The sequence below is a fragment of the Bradyrhizobium sp. USDA 4354 genome (genome assembly GCF_054060315.1).
This window is the reverse complement of sequence record NZ_JBSSDC010000001.1, coordinates 7,087,802-7,106,514: the sequence shown is the minus strand read 5'-3', so window position 1 is coordinate 7,106,514 and position 18,713 is coordinate 7,087,802. Positions and strand designations below refer to the sequence as shown.

At 63.4% G+C, this 18,713-nt stretch carries 16 protein-coding genes; 10 read left to right on the top strand and 6 right to left on the bottom strand.

Annotated elements, in window-relative coordinates; genetic code table 11:
* Positions 1-128 precede the first annotated feature (128 nt).
* The 9 genes from ACVIIV_RS33015 to ACVIIV_RS32975 all read left to right on the top strand — a co-directional run bounded on the left by ACVIIV_RS33015 (position 129) and on the right by ACVIIV_RS32975 (position 9,678).
* On the top strand, positions 129-977 hold the full coding sequence (locus ACVIIV_RS33015) for a VOC family protein (RefSeq protein WP_456747914.1): 849 nt from the start codon (positions 129-131) through the stop codon (positions 975-977).
* Positions 978-1,128: 151 nt separating this feature from the next.
* On the top strand, positions 1,129-1,836 hold the full coding sequence (locus tag ACVIIV_RS33010; RefSeq protein WP_456747913.1) for a TetR/AcrR family transcriptional regulator: 708 nt from the start codon (positions 1,129-1,131) through the stop codon (positions 1,834-1,836).
* A gap of 412 nt (positions 1,837-2,248) precedes the next feature.
* The gene (locus ACVIIV_RS33005; RefSeq protein ID WP_456747912.1) at positions 2,249-3,058 is read left to right on the top strand and encodes an ABC transporter permease; all 810 of its coding nucleotides are present in this window, start codon (positions 2,249-2,251) and stop codon (positions 3,056-3,058) included.
* Positions 3,059-3,111: 53 nt separating this feature from the next.
* Positions 3,112-4,104: an ABC transporter substrate-binding protein gene (locus ACVIIV_RS33000; RefSeq protein WP_456747911.1), complete on the top strand. Its 993-nt coding sequence runs from the start codon at positions 3,112-3,114 to the stop codon at positions 4,102-4,104.
* Between the two features lie 14 nt (positions 4,105-4,118).
* The gene (locus ACVIIV_RS32995) at positions 4,119-4,949 is read left to right on the top strand and encodes an ABC transporter ATP-binding protein (RefSeq protein WP_456748886.1); all 831 of its coding nucleotides are present in this window, start codon (positions 4,119-4,121) and stop codon (positions 4,947-4,949) included.
* 5 nt (positions 4,950-4,954) lie between these two features.
* Positions 4,955-6,352: a hypothetical protein gene (locus ACVIIV_RS32990; protein ID WP_456747910.1), complete on the top strand. Its 1,398-nt coding sequence runs from the start codon at positions 4,955-4,957 to the stop codon at positions 6,350-6,352.
* Positions 6,349-7,500: a Gfo/Idh/MocA family protein gene (locus tag ACVIIV_RS32985; RefSeq protein ID WP_456747909.1), complete on the top strand. Its 1,152-nt coding sequence runs from the start codon at positions 6,349-6,351 to the stop codon at positions 7,498-7,500. The genes ACVIIV_RS32990 and ACVIIV_RS32985 overlap by 4 nt, the downstream gene beginning before the upstream one ends.
* Positions 7,501-7,624: 124 nt before the next feature.
* Positions 7,625-8,815 carry a dihydrodipicolinate synthase family protein gene (locus ACVIIV_RS32980; protein ID WP_456747908.1) on the top strand — a complete coding sequence of 397 codons (1,191 nt, stop codon included), beginning with the start codon at positions 7,625-7,627 and terminating at the stop codon, positions 8,813-8,815.
* Positions 8,815-9,678, top strand: a complete 864-nt coding sequence (locus tag ACVIIV_RS32975) for a sugar phosphate isomerase/epimerase family protein (RefSeq protein ID WP_456747907.1) — start codon at positions 8,815-8,817, stop codon at positions 9,676-9,678. Before ACVIIV_RS32980 ends, ACVIIV_RS32975 begins: the two co-directional genes overlap by 1 nt.
* 357 nt (positions 9,679-10,035) lie before the next feature.
* Here the strand turns inward: ACVIIV_RS32975 and ACVIIV_RS32970 are convergent, their stop codons facing one another.
* Together ACVIIV_RS32970 and ACVIIV_RS32965 are read right to left on the bottom strand one after the other, a co-directional pair.
* Positions 10,036-11,625, bottom strand: a complete 1,590-nt coding sequence (locus tag ACVIIV_RS32970; protein ID WP_456747906.1) for an MAC/perforin domain-containing protein — start codon at positions 11,623-11,625, stop codon at positions 10,036-10,038.
* Positions 11,626-11,962: 337 nt separating this feature from the next.
* Positions 11,963-12,139, bottom strand: a complete 177-nt coding sequence (locus ACVIIV_RS32965; RefSeq protein WP_456748885.1) for a potassium channel family protein — start codon at positions 12,137-12,139, stop codon at positions 11,963-11,965.
* Positions 12,140-12,299: 160 nt separating this feature from the next.
* Between ACVIIV_RS32965 and ACVIIV_RS32960 the strand changes: the two genes are divergently transcribed.
* The gene (locus tag ACVIIV_RS32960) at positions 12,300-12,533 is read left to right on the top strand and encodes a hypothetical protein (RefSeq protein ID WP_456747905.1); all 234 of its coding nucleotides are present in this window, start codon (positions 12,300-12,302) and stop codon (positions 12,531-12,533) included.
* 105 nt (positions 12,534-12,638) lie between these two features.
* Here the strand turns inward: ACVIIV_RS32960 and ACVIIV_RS32955 are convergent, their stop codons facing one another.
* From ACVIIV_RS32955 to rocD, 4 genes are all read right to left on the bottom strand, one after another.
* Entirely contained in the window at positions 12,639-14,090 is a 1,452-nt protein-coding gene (locus ACVIIV_RS32955) for a Spy/CpxP family protein refolding chaperone (protein ID WP_456747904.1), read from the bottom strand.
* A 715-nt stretch (positions 14,091-14,805) separates the two neighbouring features.
* Positions 14,806-15,993, bottom strand: coding sequence for a 6-phosphofructokinase (locus tag ACVIIV_RS32950; protein WP_456747903.1), 1,188 nt, complete (start codon positions 15,991-15,993; stop codon positions 14,806-14,808).
* Between the two features lie 90 nt (positions 15,994-16,083).
* Positions 16,084-17,313: a fructose 1,6-bisphosphatase gene (locus tag ACVIIV_RS32945; protein ID WP_456747902.1), complete on the bottom strand. Its 1,230-nt coding sequence runs from the start codon at positions 17,311-17,313 to the stop codon at positions 16,084-16,086.
* A gap of 177 nt (positions 17,314-17,490) precedes the next feature.
* The gene (rocD, locus tag ACVIIV_RS32940) at positions 17,491-18,705 is read right to left on the bottom strand and encodes an ornithine--oxo-acid transaminase (RefSeq protein ID WP_456747901.1); all 1,215 of its coding nucleotides are present in this window, start codon (positions 18,703-18,705) and stop codon (positions 17,491-17,493) included.
* Between the last annotated feature and the right edge of the window lie 8 nt (positions 18,706-18,713).

The following is an 18,713-nucleotide window of genomic DNA, read 5'->3' as shown; positions in this document are numbered from 1 at the left end:
CCCCGAAGCGCTTGAGGTCAGCATATTGCCGGAATACGACCATGACAGGCCAATGCCAAGCCCGGGAAAACGCCGTCTTTCGGCCCAAGGGTTCCCAAGTCAATCAAGGGTCGATCAAAGGGGGGAAGATGATCACCGGCCTCGATCACATCGTCGTTCTGGTGAGCGATATCGGTGCGGCCAGGACGGCGTATCAGACGCTGCTCGCCCGCGCGCCGGCCTGGCAGAATTGCGGCGAGGGCGCCGACCGGGTGCTGTTCACCCTCGACAACATGACGATCGAGCTGATGGCGCCGAGCGGCTTCAGCGTCACCGCCGACCGCATGCGTGCGCTGCTCGACGACCAGGAGGGCTCGCTCGCCAGCCTGTGCTTTCGTGTCGCAGACATCGGCAAGATGCACCGGCGGCTGGAGCGGGTGGCCTTGAGGCCGGACCCGGTCGCGGAGGTCGAAAGCAGCGATGCCGTCACCGACGCCGTGCTGCACTGGAAACGCACGCGCGCCGCCACCGAGCTGACGCGCGGCGTGCGCATGTTCTTCCTGGAGCTGGCCGACGAGCGTCCGAAGTCGGTCGCGACCGATATCGCGCCGATCGACGCGCTCGACCACGTCGTCATCACCACCGAGGATTCCGAGCGCGCTGCCGCGCTCTACGGCGCGCGGCTCGGGCTGGACCTCGCGCTCGACCGTTCGCACCAGGACTGGGGCCAGCTGATGTTCTTCCGCTGCGGCGACCTCATCGTCGAGGTGGTGCGCCGGCCGGTGGCGGGCGGCGATGCCGCGCATGACCGCCTCTGGGGCCTGAGCTGGCGCGTCGCCGACATCGACGCCACACGCGCTCGCCTGATCGCCGCCGGCCTCGACGTCTCCGAGGTGCGCAACGGGCGCAAGCCGGGCACGAAGGTGATGACGGTGCGGAATGGGACTTGCGGCATCCAGACCGTGCTCTTGGAGCGCTCGCCGAAGCCGGTGGAGTAGGGCGGTCCCTCCGCCCGTCATTGCGAGCGAAGCGAAGCAATCCAGAGTCCTTCCGCGGTGGCAGTCTGGATTGCTTCGTCGCAAGGGCTCCTCGCAATGACGGCTTCCTCGTGCTACACGCTGACCTGAGAGCACCCAGCGAGCACCCGGTTTGGCGAAGGCAAAGCGAACTCTGAAATGGCAGCGCGACCCCGAGGGGATGCGGCTGCGCATTCTCGAAGCCGCCAAGCAGGAGTTTTCCGCCCACGGTCTTGCCGGCGCGCGCGTCGACCGCATTGCGGCCAAGGCCGGCGCCAACAAGCGCATGCTGTATTATCACGTCGGCAACAAGGACGAGCTTTATCTCGCCGTGCTGGAAGGCGCCTATGACAAGATCCGCAGCGAGGAGCGGGGGCTCGATCTCGAGCATCTCGATCCGCCCGAGGCGATCCGGCGGCTGATCGAATTCACCTGGAACTACTTCCTGCGCAACCCCGAATTCCTGTCGCTGCTCCAGACCGAGAACCTCGCGCGCGCCAAGCACCTGAAGCGCTCGACCAAGGTCAAATCGATGCATTCGCCGTTCGTCGAGATGATCCGCACCGTGGTGCGCCGCGGCGTCGAGTCTGGCGACTTCCAGGTCGCGGTCGATCCGGTGCAGCTCTACATCTCGATCGCGGCGCTCAGCTTCTTCTATCTCTCCAACTCGGCAACACTGAGCGTGATCTTCGGTCGCGATCTCTTGGACAAGAAGGCCAAGGACGAGCGGCTGGCCCACATGGTCGGCCTCGTGCTCGCCGCGCTGACGGGGCAGTCCGCCGCGCTGTTCGAGATCGCCAAGGCGCCGAAGTCGCGGGCTGCGGTGGTGCAGACGGTGTAGTCCGTAGCCCAGATGGGGCGACTTGCTCCGTCATTGCGAGCGCAGCGAAGCAATCCAGAATCTTTCCGCGGAGACAGTCTGGATTGCTTCGCTGCGCTCGCAATGACGACGTGGAGGCGGGCGTGCACCTCACTCCGCCCTCGTGCCCCGGACGCAGCGCAGCACCATAAGCGCGTTCACGCGCGTCTTCGACGCGCTATGGTGCTGCGCTGCTGAGCCGGGGCCCATGTCGCCGCAATGCACCGTGCCGCTTACTGGGTCCCGGCTCTGCGCAGCAGCGTTGTACGCTGCAGCGCGTCCGGGACACGAGAGGGACTGGAACCGCCGCAAAACGTCACAGGGAAAGCTCTGGACAGTATTTATCCAACGGGTTAATTTCTCCCCGCAACGAAGAAAATGCCGGGAGTGAAAATTGGCCGAGCCGAAGCCGCAAGGAGCGGTGTCCAAGGTGCTGAATGCGGCCTGGGTTCGGCCGTTCTTGTTCCTGGTCTTCATCGTCGTGGCCTGGGATCTCGCGATCCGCTTGTTCAAGATCCCCGCCTACCAGATCCCGTCGCCTCTCGATGTCGTCGCGGTGCTGCGCACCGAATGGCCGGAGCTGCTGCGGCAGTCCTGGCCGACCACTTATGCGACCGTCTGCGGCTTCCTGCTCTCGGCGCTGTTCGGCATTCCCGTCGCGATGCTGATCGCGGGCTCGAAGACGGTGGAGAGCTACGTCTATCCGCTGCTGGTGTTCTCGCAATCCGTGCCGAAGATCGCGATCGCGCCGCTGTTCGTGGTCTGGTTCGGCTTCGGCATCATTCCCAAGGTGATCTCGGCTTTCCTGCTCGGCTTCTTCCCCGTGGTGGTCTCCGCGGTGCAGGGCTTCAAATCGGTCGACCCCGACATGGTCGATCTCGCCCGTGCCATGCAGGGCAGCCGCTTGCAGGTGTTCCGCGCGGTGAACCTGCCGCATGCGCTGCCGGCGATCTTCTCCGGCCTCAAAGTGTCGGTGACGTTGGCCGTGGTCGGCGCCGTCGTCGGCGAGTTCGTCGGCTCCAATTCCGGCATCGGCTACGTGATGCAGCGCTCGATCGGCACCTTCGACCTGCCGACGATGTTCGCGGCGCTCGTGATCCTGGCGCTGCTCGGCGTGGTCCTGTTCTGGATCGTCGACCGGATCGAGAAGCTGATCATTCCCTGGCATGTCAGCCAGCGTGAGGACGTGATTTTCGCGTCTTGATTCAAGCAACGGCCATCAACGGCCGACGCAACAAACGGCAATGGAGAAAAACGATGAAGCGGTTGATTGGGGCTGTCTCAGCGGCACTGATGGTGTTCGCGGCCATGCCGGCGCAGGCAGCCGACAAGGTCGTGCTGATGCTGAACTGGTACGTCTATGGCGAGCACGCGCCGTTCTACTACGGCAAGTTCAAGGGCATTTATGCCGCTGAAGGCATCGAGCTCGAGATCCAGGAAGGCCGCGGCTCGGCTGCGACCACACAGGCGGTCGCAGCCAAGACCGCTGACTTCGGCTATGTCGACGTGCCCACCATGATGCGCGCAGCGATCAAGGGTGCGCCGGTGGTTGCGACCGGCGTGCTGCTGCAGACCTCGCCGATGTCCGCGATGGGCTTCGCCGAAAAGAACATCAAAAAGCCCGAGGACATCAAGGGCAAGACGGTGGCGATCACGCCTGCGGATTCCATGACCCAGATCTGGCCGCTGTTCCTGAAGAAGACCGGCCTGAAGGAGAGCGATTTCAAGACCGTCGCTGGCGACGGCCAGACCAAGCTCAACGCCGTCATCAACGGCCAGGCCGATCTCCTGCTCGGCTACGTCATGGACCAGTCGATGAAGATCAAGGACGCCACCGGCAAGGACGTCTATCCAATCAAGTTCGCCGACTACGGCATCAACATGGTCTCCTCGGGCGTCATCGCCAACACCGACTATGTGAAGGCCAATGCCGATCTCGTCCGCCGCTTCATGTCGGCGACGACCAAGGCGGTCGAGGCCGCCGAGAAGGAGCCGAAGGCGGCGGCGCAGGCGATCCTCGATGCCAACCCCAAGGGCGGCAAGATCGACACGCTGACGCAAGGATTCGAGCTGACCATTCCGCTCTACCGGACCGCGGAGACCAAGACCAAGCGGCCGTTCCAGGTCTCCGACCAGAACATGACGGACTCGGTCAACCTGATGGTCGAATATGGCGGTCTCGACGCCAAGGCCAAGGACAACCCGAAGGCCTTCTACACCAACGACTACCTTCCGAAGAGTGGCTCGTGAAACCTGCGACAGTCATGAACGAAGCCGCGCAGCCCGCCGCGCATCTGAGACTGGTGAGCGGCCGGGCTGCCGGCGATGCGTCGGGCATCAAGCTGTCCGGCGTCTCCAAGACTTACCGGACCCGCGACGGCGACGTGCCTTCGCTGCGGCCGCTCGACTTCCACATCAATGACGGCGAGTTCTTCGTCGTGGTCGGTCCTTCCGGCTGCGGCAAGTCCACGCTGCTCAAGCTGATCTCGGGCCTGCTGCCGCCGACCACGGGCGAGATCCTGGTCGAGGGCGAGAAGGTGACGACGCCACACGGCAATGTCGGCATCGTGTTCCAGAACGCGCTGCTTCTGCCCTGGCGCAACATCCTGGGCAACGTGATGCTGCCGATCGACATGAAGCGGTTGCCGCGGGACAAATATCTCGCCCGCGCCAAGGAACTGTTGAAGCTGGTCGGCCTCGAAGGTTTCGAGAAGAAGCTGCCATGGCAGCTCTCCGGCGGCATGCAGCAGCGCGCCTCGATCTGCCGGGCGCTGGTGCACGATCCCAGGATCATGCTGATGGACGAGCCGTTCGGCGCGCTCGATGCGCTGACGCGCGAGCGCATGAATGTCGAGCTGATGCGGATCCAGCGCGAGACCAGGAAGACGGTGCTGCTGATCACGCATTCGATTCCGGAGGCGGTGTTCCTCGCCGACCGCGTGCTTGTCATGACCGAGCGCCCTGGCGCGGTCGCCGCGATCTACGATGTGCCGCTGTCGCGCCCGCGCTCGCTCGACGTGATGGCCGACCCGGTGTTTACGGAACTCGTGCAACGCATCCGCAAGCATTTCTTCTCGCAAGGTGCGTTGGACTAACGACCATGTCACCCCGCCTGAAGCTGCGAGACATCGCCTTCTTCGAACGCCCCGTGCAATTCGCGCGGCCGTTCCGCTTTGGTGCAATCACCATCAACGCGACGCCGCAGCTGTTCGTGCGGGCCGAGATCGAGGTCGAGGGCAGGGGAACCGCGGTCGGTGCCAGTGCCGAGCTGCTGGTGCCGAAATGGTTCGACAAGCGGCCCGAGCTGTCGCCCGCGCAGACGGTCGATGGGCTGCGACGGTCGCTCGAGATTGCGCGCGGGCTCTATCTGGCGCGGACGGGGTTCCAGACCGCGTTCGATCTGCATGCCTCCTGCATCGGTGCCCAGGTCGCGACGTGTGCGAAAAAGAACATTCCGGCGCTTGCTGCGGCTTATGGCCCCGCGGAGATCGACAAGGCCATTCTCGATGCGCTGCTCCGCGCCGTCGAAACCAATTTCTTTGACGGGATGGCCGGCAACATCGCCGGCATCGATGCGCGGCTTTCTCCTGACCTGAGTGAGAGGGACATCAGGACGTTTCTCTCCGGCCGGGTGCCGCTGGAGCGTGTTGCCATCAGGCATACGGTCGGCCTTGATGATGCCGTAGAAGGCCAGGGCGGCGTTGCCGATCCGCGCGAGCATGCCGGCGCGCGCTACTTCAAGCTCAAGCTGTCGGGCGATCCCGCTGCCGATGCGGTGCGGCTCGCGCGTATCGGGGCGGAGCTCGATACGCTGGGACACGACTACAGGGTGAGCCTGGACGCCAACGAGCAGTACGCGGATCTTGCCGCGTTGCACGCGCTGATGGACCGGCTCGATCATGACGCCACGCTGCGCCCGATCGCCACGCGCTTGCTCTATATCGAACAGCCGATGCCGCGCGACATCACGCGGCAAGCGCCGCTCGGCTCGCTCGCTACGCGCGGCTTTATCATCGACGAGGCCGATGAGTCCTACGATGCTTTTCCGGCAGCGCGGGCACTCGGCTATCGCGGCATCTCCTCGAAATCCTGCAAGGGCCTCTACAAGTCGATCGTCAATGCCACGCGCGCGGCGAAATGGAGCGCGGAAGGCGAAATCTTCTTCGTGACAGGTGAGGACCTCACCTGCCAGGCTGGTCTCGCCGTGCAGCAGGACCTCGCGCTCGGCGCCTTCATCGGCGTCACTCACGCCGAACGCAACGGCCATCACTATGTCGACGGATTCGGCGAGACGCCGGCCGAGGAAGCTGCGGTCTTCGCGGCGGCGCATCCCGATCTCTATGCCGATGCCGGGCAGGGCATCCGTCTCAAGATTCACGATGGCGATCTCCTGACGGGATCGCTTCACGCAACGGGCTTTGCGACATCGGTCCATCCGGACTGGTCGGCGCTCCGCCCGCTCGAACAGCCAAGATCACTCTGGGAGCAATTAGCATGACCACCCAACGCCTCGGCCTCATCATGAACGGCGTCACCGGCCGCATGGGACTCAACCAGCATCTGATCCGCTCGATCGTCGCGATCCGCGACCAGGGCGGCGTCCGCCTGAAGAACGGCGATCGTGTGATGCCCGATCCGATCCTGGTCGGCCGCAACGCCGAGAAGGTCGAGGCGCTCGCCAAGCGCTACAACATCACGCGCTGGACTACAGATCTCGACGCGGCGCTCGCCGACAAGAACGATACCATGTTCTTCGACGCCGCGACCACGCAGGCGCGCCCGGGGCTGCTGACCCAGGCCATCAACGCCGGCAAGCATGTCTATTGCGAGAAGCCGATCGCGACCAATTTCGAGGAGGCCGTCAAGGTCGTGAAGCTCGCCAACGCCAAGGGCGTCAAGCACGGCACGGTGCAGGACAAGCTGTTCCTCCCGGGCCTGAAGAAGATCGCGTTCCTGCGCGACTCCGGTTTCTTCGGCCGCATCCTCTCGGTGCGCGGCGAGTTCGGCTATTGGGTGTTCGAAGGCGGCTGGCAGGAGGCACAACGGCCGTCCTGGAACTATCGCGACGAAGACGGCGGCGGCATCATTTTGGATATGGTCTGCCATTGGCGCTACGTGCTCGACAACCTGTTCGGCAACGTCCAGAGCGTGAGCTGCATCGGCAACACCGACATCCCCGAGCGCTACGACGAGCAGGGCAAGAAGTACAAGGCGACCGCGGACGATTCCGCCTACGCGACGTTCCAGCTCGAGGGCGGCATCATCGCTCACATCAACATGTCCTGGGTGACGCGCGTCTACCGCGACGACCTCGTCACTTTCCAGGTCGACGGCACGCTCGGCTCGGCCGTTGCAGGGCTCACCGACTGCATGATCCAGGCCCGGCAGGCTACCCCGAGGCCGGTGTGGAATCCCGACGAGAAGCGGCTGCACGATTTCTACGGCGACTGGCAGAAGCTGCCCGACAACGTCACCTACGACAACGGCTTCAAGGAGCAGTGGGAGATGTTCATCCGCCACGTCTACGAGGACGCACCCTACAAGTTCACGCTGCTCGAAGGTGCCAAGGGCGTGCAGCTCGCCGAATGCGCGCTGAAGAGCTGGAAGGAGCGACGCTGGATCGACGTCGCCCCGATCAAGGCCTGACAATTGCGATGAACATGATTTCGTCATTGCGAGCGAAGCGAAGCAATCCAGACTGCCTCTGCGGAAAGACTCTGGATTGCTTCGTCGCTTCGCTCCTCGCAATGACGGGGAGAGGTCTGAAACCATGAACAAGCCCGTCCTGCCGATGTCGTCATTGTCGTTGAAGCTGCCGAAGGCCGATCGCACGATCGAGACCTACCGGCTCGCGGCCTCGCGCACCTTTCCTGCAAAGCTCGAGGGACCGCTGAACCGCATCGCCTTCTCGGCCGTGCACACGGTCGCCGATCCCTTCGCCGACAACGATCCCTGGCTCTCCGTCGCCGTCGACTGGGACAAGACCATCGCCTTCCGCGAGCACGTCTGGGATCTCGGCCTCGGCGTTGCCGAGGCGATGGATACCGCGCAGCGCGGCATGGGGCTGGACTGGCCGACCTCGCTGGAGCTGATCACGCGCTCGGTGTCGGCCGCCAAGCGCCGCAACGCGCTGGTGTTCTCCGGTGCGGGGACTGATCATCTCGCGGTCGAGGATGCCAGGAGTCTCGACGACGTGATCCGCGCCTATGAGGAGCAGATATCGGCGGTCGAGAAGGTCGGCGGCCGCATCATCCTGATGGCCTCGCGCGCGCTGGCAAAGCTCGGCCGCAACGCCGACGACTACGCCAAGGTCTATGACCGCGTGCTGTCGCAGGTCCGCGAGCCCGTGATCATCCACTGGCTCGGCGACATGTTCGACCCGGCGCTGACCGGCTATTGGGGCACCAGGGATCTCGACAAGGCGATGGACACGGCCGTCGCCATCATCAACGGCAACGCCGCCAAGGTCGACGGCGTAAAAGTCTCGCTGCTCGACAAGCAGCGCGAGATCGACATGCGCCGTCGCCTCGACAAGCGCATCAAGATGTATACCGGCGACGACTTCAACTATGCGGAGCTGATCGCCGGCGACAGCGAAGGCTTTTCGCACGCGCTGCTCGGCATTTTCGACGCGATCGCGCCGGCGGCGTCCTACGCGCTGTCGCGGCTCGCGGCGGGGGACGAAGCGGGCTTCCACGACGTGCTCGGCCCGACGGTGCCGCTGTCGCGCCACATCTTCAAGGCGCCGACGCGGTTCTACAAGACAGGCGTGGTGTTCATGGCCTATCTCAACGGCCATCAGGATCATTTCACCATGGTCGGCGGTCAGGAGAGCACGCGCTCCACCTTGCATCTCGCCGAGCTGTTCCGCCTCGCCGACAAGGCCGGCCTGCTCGCCAATCCCGAACTCGCGACGCGGCGGATGAAGACCGTGCTCGCCACCCGCGGTATCGAATCCTGATGCGTGATTTTTCGTCCGATCATCGCTGGCTCTCGCTCAACACGGCGACCGTCCGCAAGCAGGGTGACCTCGTCGAGATCGTCGATGCCTGTGCGAAGCACGGCATCCGCGCCATCGATCCCTGGCGCGATCAGGTCGCGGCCGTCGGTCTCGACCGCGCCGTGCGCGCGGTGCGCGATGCCGACCTCGAATTGTCGGGCTATTGCCGCGGCGGCATGTTCACCTCGGATACCTCGCGCCGGGGTGAGGTGCGTGACGACAACCGCCGCTGCGTCGACGAAGCCAAGGCGCTGGGCGCGCCCTGCATCGTTCTCGTCGTCGGCGGCCTGCCGCAGTATTCGCGGCCGGGCAGCGAGGCATCGAAGGATATCGCAGCGGCGCGCGGGCAGGTCGAGGAAGCGCTTGCCGAGATGCTCGACTACGCCAAGCAGGCAAACCTGCCGCTGGCCATCGAGCCTCTGCATCCGGCTTACGCCGCCGACCGCGCTTGCGTGAATACGACAGAGCAGGCGCTCGACATCTGCGATCGGCTCGACCCCAATCGTACCGGCATGCTCGGCGTTGCACTCGACGTCTATCACATCTGGTGGGATCCGGAGTTGATGGGCCAGATCGCGCGCGCCGGCAAGGATCGCCTGCTTGCCTTCCACGTCTGCGACTGGCTGGTGCCGACCAAGGACATCCTCAACGACCGCGGCATGATGGGCGACGGCGTCATCGACATCAAATCGGTGCGTCAAGCCGTCGAAGCGCAAGGCTTTGCCGGCTATTCGGAGATCGAAATCTTCTCCAACGATTGGTGGGGCAAACCGATCGACGAGGTGCTGCGCACCTGCATCGCGCGGCACAAGGCAGTGGTGTAGCTCTCCGATGGTGGTAGTTGGATCGTTTGCCTGACGCCGACACCGAAATTACTGGAAGAGGATCACCATCACTTGCGTGGCCACATATGTTCTGTTCCAGATGGGTCCTGTCTTTTTCATAGCGCTGACATACGCCCTGGCGAGAACCATTGGCCAACGTTGATCTTGAATAGTGAGTGTAAAATACTTCGCTTCGGTATCGTACATTTCCGGGTTGTTCCGTATGAATGCAAGGTTCTGCGCCTCCTGGTCGATTACTCCATATAGCGCGGCGCGATATTGAGCCGGACAGCTATTATTCACCTGGAGCAAGGCTGGGTTAGAGTATATGACCTCCATGTTGGATCACCCCCTTGGTTAGACCGACTCGGAAAGACTGAAGGGATCGGACGGCCCCTTTGCGAAGGCCGTCCATTTCTCGCCCTCCGCAGCCTCTATTTCATTGGCTGGTACCGGCGGGGCGTCCGAATCGAGGCCGAAACAATGGCCGCCACCTCGGAGGGCCCAGCGGTAAACGGTGGCGAGCGCGTTTGATTGCAGGCCCTGCGGCTGCAATGGCAGCACTTTGCTGAAATAGCTTAGGTCCTCGGCGTAGCGTCCTTCTGCAATGACAGCTGCATCGCTTGCGGCATCCGTCGTGAAGAAGTGGACCGATTTGTTGTAATAGCGATGCAGGGTCACTGCCGTTTGGCAGCTTGTCGTCTGCGGCAGTATGTAGAATGGAGTGCCGACCAGCTTGTAGCTTGAAAATTTTATCTCAGTCGGCGCGCCCTCTGGGTTTTCCAACGTGGTGTATAGATAATCGGCGCTGTTGCTTCCGACATAGCTGTAGAATGGCAGGACGCTGTTGGGCAGCGAGAAATAGGCGTAGGCCTGTTTTAGTGCCGTCTTGACGGTCCCCGGGAACACGCACAGCTCCCACATGCCGACAAGCGTGATCGCAATTGTCGCGGGGTTTGCTCCGGTGCTGGCGATCCAGGCTTCATAGTTCGTCAGCTTCGCATCCGTGTTGGACTGTGCGGATGGCGCGTTTGACGCGAGGGATGCCAACGTCTCGTTGCCGCCGATCGCGAGGAACTTGCTCTTTCGGCTGCTCTCGTAGTTGCTGTTCTTATAGGAGCTCTTCATGCCAAGCGAGCCGGTGACAAGATCGTATTCAGCCGAGATGTCGAGAGACGCATCGGTCTGACTGATATTCGACGATCGTTCGATCGCAACGCTCAGGCTGCTGCGGGCGCCGACGAACACAGATGCCACGATATGGGTGCCGTACTTGGTGAAAAAGTTCTGATATCGATCGACACTCGACTTATCCGTCGGATCGAACGTTGCCGGAAGACCCTTGGCCACCTCGGAAAAAACTGCGTCCCATGATGATCCGTTAGTGTTCGACTGCGCATACAGCAGTGCGTTGTCGAGAGTGAGACTCCACCTCTCCGAGAGCGTCTCCTGAATGCCGTAGAAGTACGAGCTGCTCTCGCAATTTTGTGAAGAGAAAGCGGAATTTGCGGACGCCCAGAAGAGCCCATCTCCACCTTCGAGACCAGCCTGAACGCTGTAATAGTCCGCAATCTGCTGATAGGTGGAAAACGTCTGCGCGGAGCTTGTCGCCCTGAATATTCCGCCGACATGCACATCGGCGGGGACCTGATATGCCGTTCCCGCCAACGGATCGCCGCTCCCAGGCGGGATAGGCCATATGCCGCCGACGTCATCCTGATACGGCACCGCGGACGTCATAAAGTCGGTACCCCCCGCCCCCATAAAGGTCACCAGCGAACCGCGTAACGACGACGGGGCAAATTCGGAAGCATTGACATCGAAGGGATTGAAGCCCGATCCCAGCAGGTCAAGTCCCGGAATGGCCGCGCAGCTCGGCTGCACCGCGTCGGGTCCGGTCGTTTCGGCCGCAGAAGAGGTCACGGGTTGCACTTTGGAATCTACCATGTCGAGGCCTCTTTTGCGGTGAGGATGAAAACCTGAGGACTTCCCTGAACCGTGTCTGGATAAGCAGCCATTGAATGTTGGCAAAAGCGGCAGAGCCTGCGCAAGCAAAGATTGCGTTTTATTTCTGTTACATCTCAAACAATTGCGTGAAGTTGACTGACGGTGCGGCGCGCGTTGCGGCTGTCGACCGGTGACGGCCGCCCGCCGGCGGCGATTGCGCGTGGCGCTGATTTGCGCGATAGTTCAAATGGTTCGGCAGATCCGCGACACATGTCGCGTGGACCCGTCCGCTACTGTGCATGGGGTTGTTTTCGACATTTCTGTTCGGCGGTGCGATTCAGGTGTCCCGATTGCGATGCGCGATCTCGATCGTGACCAGGCGCGCCACCAACGTCGCCGGATAGAGCTGGCCGAAGATGGCTTCCATGTTGCACAGGCGGCGCGCGACAGGGTGAAGGGGCGCGACGTCGCCATATCCTGTTGTGGTCATCGTTGCGAAGCTGAAGCGGCGCAAGACGGTGGTTGAGTTGCCGCGCGTGTCTCGGTGAAAAGTCAGACGATTGCGCAATCATCGATTCACCGTCGAATCCCGGGCTATCACTCGTCAATTCGATCTGCGAAGCTCTGACGACACAGATGCGCTTGCAACAAGCAGGCGCGAAGGGAGGTTCGCAGTGGAGAAAGTGCGACGCTTGCGTGCGATGAGCTCACTGTGCCGCCAACAGGCCGCGTACAACAGCATGAACAAATGGAAGCTGCTGGCTGAAGCAGAATACTGGGATCATCTGGCTGAGCTCGAGTTGTCTTCTCACTTCAGGCTTTGCAATGCCAGTGCGTCGAATGAGATCGAGCAGCCTCAAGCGATCACAAACCCGAATGATGCTGGGCGGAAGACGATTTCCGTATGAGGTCAGAGCGAGGCTGTCGTTTGCGTTCCGTACCGTTGCTCTCTCGCAGAGAGCCGCGTCGTTCGGCCGTTGCGCAAATTGCAACGAGAGAACGCGACGCTGCCCTCACGGGCCTGCGACCTGTTGCAGCGTGTTGAAGCGGGCCTTCTGCTCGCTGCTCAGCGTGGCGTAGAACTCGTCCAGCGCGGGTTGCACCAGCTTGGCGGCGGCGAGCATGGCTTGGAGACGATCCCCCATGGCTTCCAGGCGTCCGACTGGTGTCAGCGGCACACTGTCGGGGCAGACGGCTTGCAGTGCTGCGACTGCCTGCTTCGTCGCTTCGCCCAAGCGCTCGAGCGCATCCTTCTGCCTGCCTGCCGGACGGACAACGGCGTCGATGCGTTCGATCGGCAACTGGGTCAGGCCAGACTTCGGATCGCCGCAGCCCTCGCTATTCGCTTCCTGCTGCTGGGACGAGCGGTCGCCGACATTGGGGCCGAGCGCGTTGAAGCGGGCCTGCTGTTCGTCATTGAGCGAGTTGTAGAAATTCTCCAGTGCCGGTCGCACGATCTTGACGGCCTCCAGCGTCGCATTGACGCGATTCATCATCGCGCGCAGGCGGCCAGGCGGAGTCAGTGCATAGGTCTCGGCACAGGATTCCTTGAAGACATCGGCAGCCTTGGCCGCCGCGGTCTTCAATTCGTCGAGGAGCGCGCGTTGCTCCGGCGTCGGCTGCACGGCTCGCGCGATATCGGCCAGCGGCCAGGCGGTGACGCCCTTGTCCGGTGTGGCGCACAATTGCTGAAGCGGCTGCGAGCTCACGGTGGCGCGCGGCCGCGCGCGTCCGCCGCCGGCTTGCGGATAGTCTGAGGGGTTGATGCTGGCATAGGCGGAATAGGGGCCGTCGCCACCCCAGAACACGGTGTCGACGAAGTCATCATACGCGTACGCCCAATAGCCGGGCTCGTACGCATAGGGCCAGAACGTGTAGTTAAAGATGTCGGAATAGGCGTAAGGCCAGAACACGGGCCCAAGCCACGCCACGAACACCGCCGGATGGCGGTGACGCCAGGCCTGTCGGGGCGCCCAGCCGCTCTGGCGGGCGACCAGGGCCGCTTGGGTCTGCGCAGTAGCCTGCGTGCGGAAGCGCTCTGCAAACCGCCCGCGCTCGGCAGCCTGCGCGGCGGCGGTGGCGGCTGGGGCGCGCTCGGCGGGAGCCTGGAGGCCAAGCCGCTGCTGGCGCGCCAGGTCAATCTGCTGCGCGCGCTGCTCACGGCCAAGCAACCGGTTCTGTGCCTGGAGCATCTGTTGCTGCAGGCGCTGCGCCCGCGCGCCTTCCGGCTTTTGCGACTGCAGTTGCTGCACGCGCTGCTGCAGCCGTTCGATGCGGTCCTGACGCTCCGTCGTCTGGCGCGACAGCATCTCGCGCTGCCGCTGCTCGACTTGCTGCGAGCGCTGTTGGATACGTTGCTCGCGCTCAAGCAGGCGGCTCTGCGACTGCAGCAACCGCTGCTGCTGATGTTGCGCCCTTGCGCCTTCCGGCTTCTGCGATTGCAATTGCTGCACGCGCTGCTGCAAGCGGTCGATGCGGCCTTGGCGTTCCGCAGATTGGCGCGAAAGCATCTCGCGCGGCGGTCCCGGTCGCTCGCTCACGGCCGGGGGTGCGCTTGGGCGCGAGGGGGCGGCGATATGCGGCGTCGGCCGCGGTGCCATCGCCGGACGTTGCGGAGCTGCCGGCGCCCGATGAGATTCAGGCCGCGGTGCCGCGACGTGCGGCGCCGCCCGCGGCGGCGGCGCAGCAATGTGTGGGGCTGGGCGCGGTGGCGCAGCGATGTGTGGGGGGCGCGGCGGCGGTGAGGCCATGCGAGGCGCCGAAGGCGCCATGGCCGGCCGCTGCGGCATGGCCGGCGGATGGAATGCCGGCGCGGCGGGACGTGCCATGGCCGGCGGCGCCGCCGGACGGGCCATGGCCGGTGGTGCCGCTGGCCGTGCTGCCGGCGCTGCGGCTGGACCGGGTGGCCCGCCTCTGCCATGTCCTTGGCCGGGTCCCTGGGCGAACGCGTCGATGCTCGCCGTCAGCATCAAAAAACCAACGAAAACAGCCGTAAGGCAAGCGCCACGCGGAAGCATGATCGTAGCTCCCAGCTCGTAATCGCCCACGACGTTCAACGCACAGCTGGCGGAATCGTTCGTTGTCGGCCACGAGCGGCATTGCGATTTTCCGACGCAGGCGGCCTCAAGAGAAATCCTGCGTCAGGGTGGTGGCGAGCCGCTCCAGCGCCCAGTCGGCACGCTAGGACGCGCGGTTGAGAAAGATCGGCAGCCCCTGCTTGTTGGCGTAGATGGGGCGGTAGCGCTCCGTGTTGTAGCTGCTCGCAACGTCCAATTTGCGCGGACCGAGCCTGGCGTCAGGGATGGGCACGAGGTTGTAGCGGCCCTCGACCAGCGCCGACATCAGGCCGGTCTTGCCTTCCAGCATGGCATCGTAGGCCATGTTACCGAAAGTCAGGGCCACAAGCTTGTCGATGAAGTCCGGATCGCCCGATCGCAAATCGTAGGTGAGATCGGAGATGATCGTCTCCTCGCCGGTGCGCTGCTTGATCTCGTCGGCAAGCGATTCCGCCACGTTGGCCTTCTTGCGGTGACCGTAGGCGTCAGGCTCGCCGTATTCCCGCAGCTTGTAGCCTTCCCACTGAGCTCCCTCGCTGAGCACGATCAGCGCATAGTTGCTTGGATTGGCGCGCTTGTCCTCGATGAGCAACCGGATCAGCTTGTCGAGGTCGACCTTATACTCCGGTATGACGCATCGTATCGAGGTCGCATACGCGGTGTAGAGTGCCGTAAATCCGGCATCGCGGCCAAAGACGCGGAAAATGCCAATTCGCTCATGCGAGCCGACGGTAGTGCGCTGCCGCTGGATGGCATCGCTGGCGCGGGTGATCGCGGTCGAGAAGCCGATGCAGTACTCGGTGTTGCGGACGTCATTATCCATCGTCTTCGGGATCGCGATGATCTTGACGCCGAGTTCGTTGAGCTTGGCCGCATAACTGAGCGTGTCGTCGCCGCCGATGGCGATCAGGTGTTCGATGCCGAGTTCCGAAAGGTTAGCGAGCACCCGGCTGGTGAGGTCCCACGTCTTTGTCGCGATGCCGCCGCTGGTGCTCAGCGAGACCGGAACATCATTGCCGACGAGATGATCGGGCAGCTTTTGTATTTTGGAAGGATTGACGCGGCTCGAGTGCAGCACGGTGCCGCCGCGCCGGTCGATCGTTCGAGTGTTTTCACGGTTCAGCGGGATGACGTAGTGGGACCTGCTGTTTGGGTCGTCGAGGTTCAGGTGCGTGAGGGCCTCCCAACCACGGCGCAGACCGACAACCTCGATGTCGTCCTCACTGCCGCGATAAGTCACGCTCTTGATGACTGCATTGAGGCCGGCGACGTCGCCGCCGCCCGTGAGAATGCCGATGCGTTTTTTGGCCATATCCACCTCCCGGATAGGCATGTCGTCATAGCGCCTGCATCTGTCGATTGAACGGTGAACGTCGCTCCAGCTTCTGATTGAAGGCGGTCGCTACTCGGCCGCTTCCGGCTTGCGGTCGTCGCGCAGTCGAAAACGCTTCAGCAGTCCGGACACGGTGTCGCGGAAGCCGCCATATTCCAGTTCGGAATAGGGCAGCATGGCGGCGCCAGACCAACCTTGGCTGCGCATCTCGATGGCCTTGCGCTGGGCGCACCGGCGGACCTCATCCCACGCCGGGTTGTCGAAGAAATCGGTGTAGGACTCGGCAAACCGGCCTTCCCTGTCGATCGAAAAGCCGACGCAAGAAACGATCGGCAGGCAGTACATGCCGGTAACGGGGGTGTTGAGTGGCACCGGCATGAGCGGCATCACATGCGAGCCGCGTGCATCGCCGCCCACGAAGTGCGCTTTGGCGAACGGCGAGATTATTTCCTCCGGAGCTGGGAAAATCCCCTGGTTCCTGACGATCGCGACTGGATCATCCTTGCCGGTGTACTTGCCTGCGATCGCGTGGAGGCGCTGTGCCGAAACGGCCACGACGACCTCGCCATGGGTTCGAGAAATGATGCGATCGATGCCAAAGCGCTCGTTGTCGCGAAGCAGGGCGGCAATGTGGTAGCTGTCGGCGGGTGCGTCGAGCTCGAGTAGGCTGTCGCCGGCTGTGTTGTCCATGTCGATGATATGGAAACGGAATCCCTTGATCATCGGAGGCAGCATCAGCCCAGCGCAGTACATGGGGTCGGCAAAGGCGAGATAGAGCGGCAGGTTGTAGGCGCCGGGGCCGCATTTGTCGGCCGCGAATACCATAAAGGACTCCGCGGGTCGCACGCTGGAGAGGCTGTGGTCGAAGCTGAGCTCGGCGACGCCTGGGCCGGCGCCGCGAATGTTCCCGGAAGGCGCGTCGGCGAGAAGATCCTGGCCAGCGCCATAAAGCCCGGAGGTCTTCGCGACCGAGGTGGCCGCGAGGAACGTCTTCCAGGCGAGTTGATGGACCTCGGAGCTTCCTTCACCCCGTGTGTGCGTCATGATGATCGCAATGTCGTCGCCGGTGTGGCAGATGAAGCCGTCGATCAGCAGACCATTGCAGATCGCCTTGGCAACCTCGCCCTCGACAGTCGCGATCATGCGTGAAGACGGTTTCGTATGCCCGCCAACGGAGCCAACGTCAGCTTTGATGACTGAAAGGGTGAGTCTCATGAGCGTTTCTCCGATCCGCGCAGCTCTGCGCCTCCGGCCTCGGCGCTTGCTGCGCCGGGCACGGCGCTGCTCATTCGCGGACAAAAACGTCCGTCGCTCCGATAGGTTCCACGCACCCGTTCATCCGGTTGCCGGGATCATGCAGAGTTTTGCCTTAGGACCATGCGTCACTATTTGCTGCGCTGCACGAGTCCGGTTCTGGCCGGACCGCCAACTGTCGTAGGCCGCGGCCGGCATAGCGGTCTTCCGACGCAGGCAGCCTCAGGAGAGATCCTGCGTCAGGGTGGTGGCGAGCCGCTCCAGCGCCCAGTCGACCTGGTCGCTGGTGATCACCAGCGGCGGGGCGATGCGGATCGTTTGCTCATGGGTATCCTTGGCGAGGATGCCCTTGCCCTGAAGCACCTCGCAATAGCGGCGGGCGCGGCCGGCCTCGGGATGCAGCTCGACGGCCAGCATCAAGCCGCGGCCGCGCACCTCGCGGATCGTATTGGCACGAATGTCCTTCAAGCCTTCCAGAAAGCGCGCGCCCTGCCTGGCCGCGTTCTCGATCATGCCTTCCTCGACCAGCACGCGCAGCGCCGCGCGCGCCACCGCGCAGGCGAGCGGGTTGCCGCCGAAGGTCGAACCATGCTGCCCGGGTCTCAAGGTCCCGAGCACGTCGTTGTTTGAGAGTACCGCCGATACGGGATAGAAGCCGCCGGACAGCGCCTTGCCGAGCAGCGTCACGTCCGCCTCTATACCCTCGTGCTGTTCAGCGAGCAGCTTGCCGGTGCGGCCGAGCCCGGTCTGGATCTCGTCGAGCACCAGCATCACGTTGTTGGCGGTGCAGAGCTCGCGCACCTCAGTGAAATAGCCGGCTGGAGGAATGACGACGCCGGCTTCGCCCTGGATCGGCTCGACCAGAAAGGCGACCGTGTTTGGGGTGATTGCCTCCTCCAGCGCCGCGGCGTCGCCGAACGGGATGATCTTGAACCCCGGCGCAAACGGCCCGAAATGTGTGCGTGTCTCGGGGTCGGTTGAAAAACCGACGATGCCCAGCGTACGTCCGTGGAAATTGTTGGCGCAGACGATGATCTCGGCCTGGCCGTCCGGCACACCCTTGACCTCATAGCCCCATTTGCGCACCGACTTGATGGCGCTTTCGACCGCCTCGGCGCCGCTGTTCATCGGCAGCACCTTGTGGGAACCGGTGAGCGCGGCGATCTCCTCGTAGAACGAGGCGAGCTGGTCGTTGTGGAAGGCCCGCGAGGTGAGCGTCAGCCTGTGCGCCTGTTCGACCATCGCCGCCAGGATCTTGGGGTGGCAGTGGCCCTGGCTGACCGCCGAATAGGCCGAGAGGCAGTCGAGATAGCGGTGGCCTTCGGTATCCCAGACCCAGACACCTTCGCCGCGCGACAGGACCACCCCGATCGGCTCGTAATTGCGGGCGCCAAAACGTGCTTCCGTTGCGATGAAATCAATGACCGACGCGCTCATCTGTCGTC

What these genes read in the sequence shown, in the direction of transcription:
- ACVIIV_RS33015 (WP_456747914.1), top strand. Translation starts at nt 129, where the DNA reads ATGATCACCGGCCTCGATCACATCGTCGTTCTGGTGAGCGATATCGGT.
- ACVIIV_RS33000 (WP_456747911.1), top strand. Translation starts at nt 3,112, where the DNA reads ATGAAGCGGTTGATTGGGGCTGTCTCAGCGGCACTGATGGTGTTCGCG.
- ACVIIV_RS32995 (WP_456748886.1), top strand. Translation starts at nt 4,119, where the DNA reads ATGAACGAAGCCGCGCAGCCCGCCGCGCATCTGAGACTGGTGAGCGGC.
- ACVIIV_RS32990 (WP_456747910.1), top strand. Translation starts at nt 4,955, where the DNA reads ATGTCACCCCGCCTGAAGCTGCGAGACATCGCCTTCTTCGAACGCCCC.
- ACVIIV_RS32985 (WP_456747909.1), top strand. Translation starts at nt 6,349, where the DNA reads ATGACCACCCAACGCCTCGGCCTCATCATGAACGGCGTCACCGGCCGC.
- ACVIIV_RS32980 (WP_456747908.1), top strand. Translation starts at nt 7,625, where the DNA reads ATGAACAAGCCCGTCCTGCCGATGTCGTCATTGTCGTTGAAGCTGCCG.
- ACVIIV_RS32975 (WP_456747907.1), top strand. Translation starts at nt 8,815, where the DNA reads ATGCGTGATTTTTCGTCCGATCATCGCTGGCTCTCGCTCAACACGGCG.
- ACVIIV_RS32970 (WP_456747906.1), bottom strand. Translation starts at nt 11,625, where the DNA reads ATGGTAGATTCCAAAGTGCAACCCGTGACCTCTTCTGCGGCCGAAACG.
- ACVIIV_RS32950 (WP_456747903.1), bottom strand. Translation starts at nt 15,993, where the DNA reads ATGGCCAAAAAACGCATCGGCATTCTCACGGGCGGCGGCGACGTCGCC.
- rocD (WP_456747901.1), bottom strand. Translation starts at nt 18,705, where the DNA reads ATGAGCGCGTCGGTCATTGATTTCATCGCAACGGAAGCACGTTTTGGC.